This is a genomic window from Flavimarina sp. Hel_I_48 (assembly GCF_000733945.1).
GTDB lineage: Bacteria > Bacteroidota > Bacteroidia > Flavobacteriales > Flavobacteriaceae > Leeuwenhoekiella.
On the sequence record NZ_JPOL01000002.1, the window covers coordinates 1 to 7,500 of the forward strand.

The following is a 7,500-nucleotide window of genomic DNA, read 5'->3' on the forward strand; positions in this document are numbered from 1 at the left end:
TGCAACAAATACAAATAAAGTGATTCTTTTATACCCTGCTGGCGTTCAATATCGCGATACAAACGTTCAATACCCGGTATTGCAGAAATTTTCCCTTTAATGCGACCCTGCTGTGCATCCAGGTCTTTTTCAGTAATACGTATAGATTGTCTTAACTGATCGAGACTTTGCAGCACATTTTGACGCAATTGATCTATTTGATTTGTAAGGTTTACCACAGCAGGATTCTCTGGTGTGGCACTGGCCATAAGTCGATCCCGTTCTAATACCAGGTCATTGTAATTTTGAACAAGTACAGATACGCCTTCTTCTTCTAAACCTAAATTTGTAGGCAATAATTTATTCGTTTGTTGCTCAAGATAAGTAATCATGGTACTGAGAACCTCTTTTTGCGTTTCAACTTCTAACTGGCGCTTATTGAACTCGCTGGCATTTTCCAGGAATAATTGCCCTTCGGTTTCAATATTTGTTATGCTTTTATCTTCTTTGAACGTAACTTTATTCTTTTCTACCGAATCCAGTTCCTGTGAAATCAGGGCAAGACGTTGATCTATAAATTCAGCAGTATTCTTGGAAACCAACTTTTTATCTAAGGTGGCATCAGCATTATAAGCGGCAATGAGACTGTTTAAAATGGTCTCTGATTTATTTTTTACCCCAGAAGTGGTTGTAAGTTCAATGACACTGCTATTTTTATTGATAGCCTGTACATTAATATTCTTACGGGTAGTTAGTACGGCGTCTTCAAGACTCTTTATGTTAATTACGATGGTATAAGGTTCAACCTTCCAGTATTCCTTCAATTCCAGAGGCTTGGGAATTACAGTAAGTTCCCCAAAGGGGAAAGTAATCTTTTCACCAAAATTATAAGTCTCCCTGCTGCCATCATCACCTACACGTAGTTCAAATGCGTTGCTGTTTTTAGGCCAGATCCAAAGAGTTACCGGTTCTGACAATGTGTTTTCTCCTTTGAGTACTTTAACCGTTAGCGGACTTTCATTAAATAGTTCTGAAGTTTTGATATTACCATCTCTGTAGTAGGTGACATTCAGATCAAGTTCTTCAACGACTTGAAGTGTAAGTCTTTTTGATTTTAAGATCTCAATTTCATTCTCAAATTCAGATTTACTCAAACCTACATTGCCCAGTCCAAGATCTTCAAACGCAGCCAGTTCTGAAAGTTCACTGTTTTTTGAATCCTTAATAAGTATGGTTGCCTGACTTTGATAAGAATTGTTAGTATATCTCAAATATAAAAAGGCAAGAACAAGCATCAACACCACGGTCACAAGAAACCAGGGCCAGTAGCGCATGTATAATTGCAACTGTTCCTTTAACGTAAGCTCTTCCTGAGCGCCCTGCGCCTGTTCTTCAATCTGCATATTATCTTGTAAAAATAGAGATTACTGAAATTATAATTCCCGCCACAGAAATGAAGACCGATGTATTCCTATTAAATCCTGAACTTTGTATCTGGGCGCCATTAGGAGGTACAATGATTACATCATTTTGCTGCATATAATAAAATGGGGAATTGATAAGATCTACGGATGTAAAATCAAGTACGCCATATCTTGTTTTACCGTTTTCTTCCCGTATCACCTGGACTTTCTCCCGTTCCCCAAAAATTGTCATATCGCCAGCAAGCCCTAATGCTTCCAGAATTGTTACTCGCTCATCATTTACAGTAAATGTTCCCGGCCGCTGCACTTCTCCCAGTACTGAAATAGTAAAATTTAAAATGCGCAAGTTGATAATAGGATCAATGACGTAAGTAGCAAGTTTTTCTTTAATAGTCCGAGTCGCTGCCTGTCTTGTCATTCCTCCCAATTCTAAACTTCCCAGTACAGGAAATTCAATTGTACCATCTTTATCTACTAAATAAGTCTGTATCTGGCGTGCACCATTGATGGTACCATCACCACTAGGTGTACTTACAAGCGGAGGATTAAAAGGTACAACGGTTTCAGGATTTAGGGCGGATACTGTTATGGTCAGGAGATCATCTGGACGGATAATGGTATTATAGGTAATTGAATCCTGCTGTTCCCTTAGATTTTCGATATCCTGAAAATAAAGCACATCCTTCTTTGAAACACATGAATTCAGGATTAAAAGCAAGGCAAATGGAACTAAAACAAACTGGATAAATCGATTCAAAGTTGGGACTTATTAGATTTTTATCTTGCAAATGTAATTTTTTAAAGTCTAACAACCAATTTTTGGCATTGTACTTGAAAATTGTCCCAAAATTCCAAATCTTATGTAGGAATATGAAAGGGAATATTGAAATAAAAAATTCCTAAGAAGGATAAGCTTTCAATATCATTTGGCTTTCTTAATTATTATTGTCTTTCTGTTGCTTTTAAATTTCTTTACACGCTTAGAAATTGTAAAACTTATTATCAAACAACATAGGAACCCTATTAAAACAGCAATACTATCTAACACATAATTATCCAGGATCAGGCAAAGCAGAATTCCCAAAACACTTGAAACACCCACGATAATCGAGATTTGATGGTGCTTTAATCCCAATCGTAAAAGTAAAGAATGAATATGCAACTTGTCTGGTGCAAAGGGTGACCGCCTTTGAGATAATCGTATTAACATAATGCGCGATGTATCAAAAATGGGATAGATAAATAACACCATAGCCAAACTCACGCTATTTTTTATCTTAAGAATTTCAGTAGAAGGAAGCTCTTGATTTTTGTTCAAAAATATAATTAAAACGACAGCACAGAAAAATCCCACAAACAAGGATCCTGTGTCCCCCATAAAGATTTTGGCCGGATGCCAGTTAAAGCATATGAAGGCAAGTACCGCTCCACACATGGCACCGCAAACAAGTGCCAGGTTTGTAAAGCCGGTCATGTAAAACCATACCCCAAGAAATAGTATGCAAACCAATGCTATTGATGCTGCAAGACCGTCTATACCATCAACAAGATTAAAGGAGTTTGTCAAACCTACTATAACAAAGACACTAATTGCAAAACTTAACCACTCAGGAAAAGCGAAATCAATCCCGAAAGTATAAAAAGAATTTATAGATACTCCCCCCAGACCAACAACCACACAAGCTGCCAATAGCTGCACAATAAATTTATTGAGAGATGACAATGCAACCATATCGTCTCGTATGCCGGTAAAAGCAAGTAAAATCAAAGCAAAAAAGAGATACTTAAAAGTTCCAAGATTTTCCATGGGAACCCAAACAAGAGCAGAAAGAATAAAACCAACAAAAATAGCGGCCCCACCCATTGTAGGAATGTTTCCTACATGAAGTTTTCGACCTCCTGGAGTATCAAAGACCTCCCTGCCCATAATCACTTTTATAATTTCAGGCAACGTGATAATACTGATAATAAAAGCAGTAGAGAAAGCTAGTATTACAAATACAATAGGTATCAATGGTTTCTAAGTTAAGATGTGGTAAATATATATATATTAAACTTCTTTAACGCTTTTTTACGAAAATGAAAATTTGAAAAAACACTTGTTTCTTAACTACTATTTCGTATACAATAGAAGGCGTAATCGTGTAAAAAATTATAGTAATTGAAAGACTATCTACAGACTTGATCGATATTACGTACTTAGAAGAAGACTATCTGAAAAGGAAAATTCCGTAATCACATTGATATAGAAAATTTATTTCAAGTATCATAACATTTTTTCTGGTATCTTCAAATTCAAGAATGATTTCCTTTGCGATTTGAGCAGCAGGTTTGATATCATGAATTGATGCACAAATTTGTCCTATTTGCATTTCCCCGTTATTCATATCACTCTTCAAACATACCCTTTTTTACAGGAGCTTTACCAAATAGCTCCATGAGCTTTACCTTGGTGTTATTTTCGGTATATAGTGCTTCTATCTCCCTATATGCTAAAAATAAAGAAATCGAACAGGAACGAGGTCATTTAATGCTATTCTGGTTGCTCCTTCACTGGCATCAATGTTGAAAATATTATGACCATTACTTTCAGTAGTGGCTATATAAAAGGTTTAAAACGTTCTACACAATAGCATCTACGCCAGCTCCTTCTGTTTTCGGCCCAAATTTCAAACTACTTAACACATGTACTACCGTAATTCCATATTATTTTCAAAATGGAGTCCATATATTAGGATTTCCAGCAGATGAGAAAACTATTTTCACATGTATTTAAATAATAAATCTCATTATCCTATTAATATCCGTACAAAGCAAAGGTCTTTTAGTAGTTTGTTCGCATTTCTAAATATGTTTTTCAAAAATATCAGGGTATTGAATTTGCCCCTATCTAGTCCAAACCACGGGCTTTACTTGCCGGGCTAGCGAGTTGCCCATCGATGTTCCTTATTATTCTGGTTTAAATAAGAGAATATTTTACAGAAAAAAGTGAAGTGATTTCATTAGAGTGCATTAGCGCTTGATAATTTTAAAGCTATTTGATATTCTGCCACTAGTAATCAATGCGATGTAGATCCCAGAATCAAATTGCGATACATTCACACGATTCGCAGAATTCGTGATTTTCGTTTGTAGAATTTTTTTACCTAAAACATCAAAAAACTGAATATCAGCATGTAAAATCCCATGTGGAATAGAAAAAACCACCTCACTAGCTACTGGATTTTCAGCAATCCCAAAGCGATCTTGAAAGAAATCATTATTAAGTTTCAAAAGAAGACCTTTTTGATAGGTACTTTCAAAATTAGGAATACCATATCCCATCTCATTACTAGGGTTTAAGTATTGACTTCCTGATTCACGAATCAGATCCATAATCTGTGAATTTTTTAAAGAGGGTAATCCTTCCCATAAACAAGCTGCTGCACCGGCAATTATAGGTGAACTAAAAGAGGTGCCATTTACGAAATCCAGGTTGCCATTGGTGTCTAATATCGCCGTGCTTTTACCCTGTGCCATAACATCTGGCTTAATACGACCATCCACCGTGGGCCCCATAGAACTGAAGGCAGCATATTCTCCCAATGAATCTACAGCACCAATAGAAAGTACTCCAGGTGAATCAGCTGGAGTAGCAACCGTATTAAAGGTTGCTTGACCATCATTTCCAGCAGATGTAACAATTAACATCCCCTTTTCAAAACCTATGTTTGCACCGCGTGCGGAAATTGTAGTGTTTCCATCAAGATCTTCATAACCATAATTGTATTTACTTTCATCGAAATCGCGATAACCTAATGAGGTGTTGACCACATCAATGCCCAAACTATCAGCACGCTCGAGCGCTTCAACCCACCATGCTTCTTCTACAGGATTTTCTGATGGGGTAAATTCAGTTCGAAATAAATAATACGAAGCTTGTGGCGCAGTTCCTATAAATTCATTTTCTTTGAGACCAGCCATTACACTTAATGTCTGGCTACCATGTGTGCCAAATCCCTGAACATTTCTGCTACGATCTACAAAATCATAAGTACCAAGTAATCTACCTTCCGAAATAAGGGATGAATATGCCGGATTTTCAGTAATGTTTGGAAATCCACTATCCATTATTGCAATATGCATCCCATCCCCATTCAAGCCTCTGTCATGTAAACTTTCCAGGGATATCATCTGCGTTTGATTTAAAGCACTACCATAATTGTAATCGCGAACATTGTATACAACACTATTTTTAGGAAGTTCATCCTTTTCTAAATTTGGCTGGTTCAATGTTTTATTCAAAAATTCAATAGATGCTACAAAATACAGATCTTTCAATTTTTCAATTTCCGTTAGGTCACCACGTATGTAGACGCTATTCATCCATTTTGATTTGGCAAGTACCTGAACATGTTCTTTGTTCTTTAAAATAGTTATGAATTCTTCATTTACCGGGACATCCCTACTATCGATTGGTGTACTATGCCTACCCTTTCTATCAATTGACCTTTGACTAAGTATCGTATTTGGTTGATTAATAAATTCTTCTACATTCTCTTTATCAACAAGATAAACAAGGGCGTCTTCTTGCTGCGCATGTACCGAAAAGGAGATAAATAAGAGAATAAGAATAATTTTCATAGTTTATTTAGGATATAACACCACTCCCCAGAAGCTCATTACCTTCATACCATGCTACGAATTGTCCTTCTGAAATTGCCGATTGTGGATTTTCAAAAGATACATACATTCCATTTTCCATTTTGTGAAGGATTGCCTTTTCAAGAGGTTGGCGATAACGGATTCTTGCTTTAATTTCCATTTCTTGATCAGGCAATAATTTAAGATCACTACGTACCCAATGGATTTCCACCTCTTTGATAAAAAGAGCGCTTCTATATAAGCCTGGGTGGTTTTTCCCCTGACCAGTATAAATTATATTCTCTTCCACGTCAGTGTCAATAACAAAGAGAGGTTCAACCGTTCCTCCTACAGCCAAACCTTTACGTTGACCTTTTGTAAAATAATGAGCCCCCTGATGTTTGCCTACAATATTACCGTCTGAAGAATTATATTTAGGTTTTTTAGCTTGTAGAATTACATTATTTATATACGTGTTATTGGGAGAACTTTCCTTAGGATTCATAGTTTTATCAAGGGATACCTCACTTGGAATTTCAATGATGAGACCTTCCTTAGGTTGTAATTTTTGTTGAAGAAATTCCGGTAACTTTACCTTACCTATAAAACAAAGTCCCTGAGAATCTTTTTTATCTGCAGTAATTAAATCTTGTTCTTTGGCAATGCGCCTTACTTCCGCCTTTTGCAAATGCCCTATAGGGAAAAGGGTTTTCTTTAGCTGTTCTTGAGAAAGTTGACACAAAAAATAGGATTGGTCTTTATTAGCATCCGCTCCAGCCAACAATTGAAAACGACTTTTATTATCATCGGAAATAATACCACGTTGACAATAATGACCTGTTGCAACATAATCAGCGCCTAATTCTAAGGCCAATTTCATAAAGACGTCAAACTTGATTTCCCTATTGCAAAGAACATCAGGATTAGGAGTTCGACCCTGTTTGTACTCATTGAACATATAATTTACAATACGTTCTTTGTACTCTTCGCTCAAATCGACAGTTTGAAACGGAATTCCCAACTTTTCTGCGACAAGCATAGCATCGTTGCTATCATCAAGCCAGGGGCATTCATCTGATATAGTCACAGAGTCATCATGCCAATTTTTCATAAACAAGCCTATAACATTATATCCTTTCTCTTTAAGAAGATAGGCTGATACACTACTATCTACTCCTCCACTTAACCCTACAACTACAGTTTTCATACATTTTCATTAAAAAGATTTAGTCGAAAATCTTATTCAAAATTACCGAAATCTTACGATTAATGTATGGTAAGAATCAATAATTAGTATTGTAGAAGACTGCGAAAACGGCAATTGGTTGGACACGGTACATTTCCCTGGGGTTTCCCGGGGGCACCCTTTTGTTGGGAAGGGGGTCTACAGGCTGACGGGGATGGTGGTGGAGGAGTTCGGTTTTTTGAGCCTGGAGGTGCGCTCGATGCGGCGCATGGCCTATATGGCCGACCC

At 36.8% G+C, this 7,500-nt stretch carries 6 protein-coding genes (1 of these 6 only partly in view); all 6 read right to left on the reverse strand.

Features of this window, described 5'->3' with window-relative positions:
* Window positions 1–1,382, reverse strand: a 1,382-nt coding sequence (locus tag P162_RS00390) for a GumC family protein (RefSeq protein ID WP_031425136.1), incomplete at its 3' end; no start/stop codon positions are given.
* Window position 1,383: 1 nt separating this feature from the next.
* Window positions 1,384–2,160, reverse strand: a complete 777-nt coding sequence (locus tag P162_RS00395; protein ID WP_031425138.1) for a polysaccharide biosynthesis/export family protein — start codon at window positions 2,158–2,160, stop codon at window positions 1,384–1,386.
* A 165-nt stretch (window positions 2,161–2,325) separates the two neighbouring features.
* Complete coding sequence (locus P162_RS00400; protein ID WP_164076155.1) at window positions 2,326–3,417, reverse strand: glycosyltransferase family 4 protein; 1,092 nt, start codon at window positions 3,415–3,417, stop codon at window positions 2,326–2,328.
* Between the two features lie 998 nt (window positions 3,418–4,415).
* Window positions 4,416–6,026 (reverse strand): S8 family serine peptidase, encoded by a 1,611-nt coding sequence (locus P162_RS00405; RefSeq protein ID WP_031425141.1) that lies wholly within the window; start codon window positions 6,024–6,026, stop codon window positions 4,416–4,418.
* Window positions 6,027–6,033: 7 nt separating this feature from the next.
* A complete protein-coding gene (mnmA, locus tag P162_RS00410; protein ID WP_031425143.1) occupies window positions 6,034–7,233 on the reverse strand; it encodes a tRNA 2-thiouridine(34) synthase MnmA in 1,200 nt (399 codons plus the stop codon).
* A gap of 76 nt (window positions 7,234–7,309) precedes the next feature.
* Window positions 7,310–7,500, reverse strand: the 3' portion of a protein-coding gene (locus P162_RS17625; RefSeq protein WP_164076157.1) for a hypothetical protein. It continues 70 nt past the right edge of the window; 191 of the gene's 261 nt are visible here — the last part of the coding sequence; its start codon lies off the right edge, out of view; it ends in the stop codon at window positions 7,310–7,312.

Excerpts from the sequence above, each read along its gene's own strand:
- P162_RS00405 (WP_031425141.1), bottom strand. The coding sequence starts at position 6,026 with ATGAAAATTATTCTTATTCTCTTATTTATCTCCTTTTCGGTACATGCG.
- mnmA (WP_031425143.1), bottom strand. The coding sequence starts at position 7,233 with ATGAAAACTGTAGTTGTAGGGTTAAGTGGAGGAGTAGATAGTAGTGTA.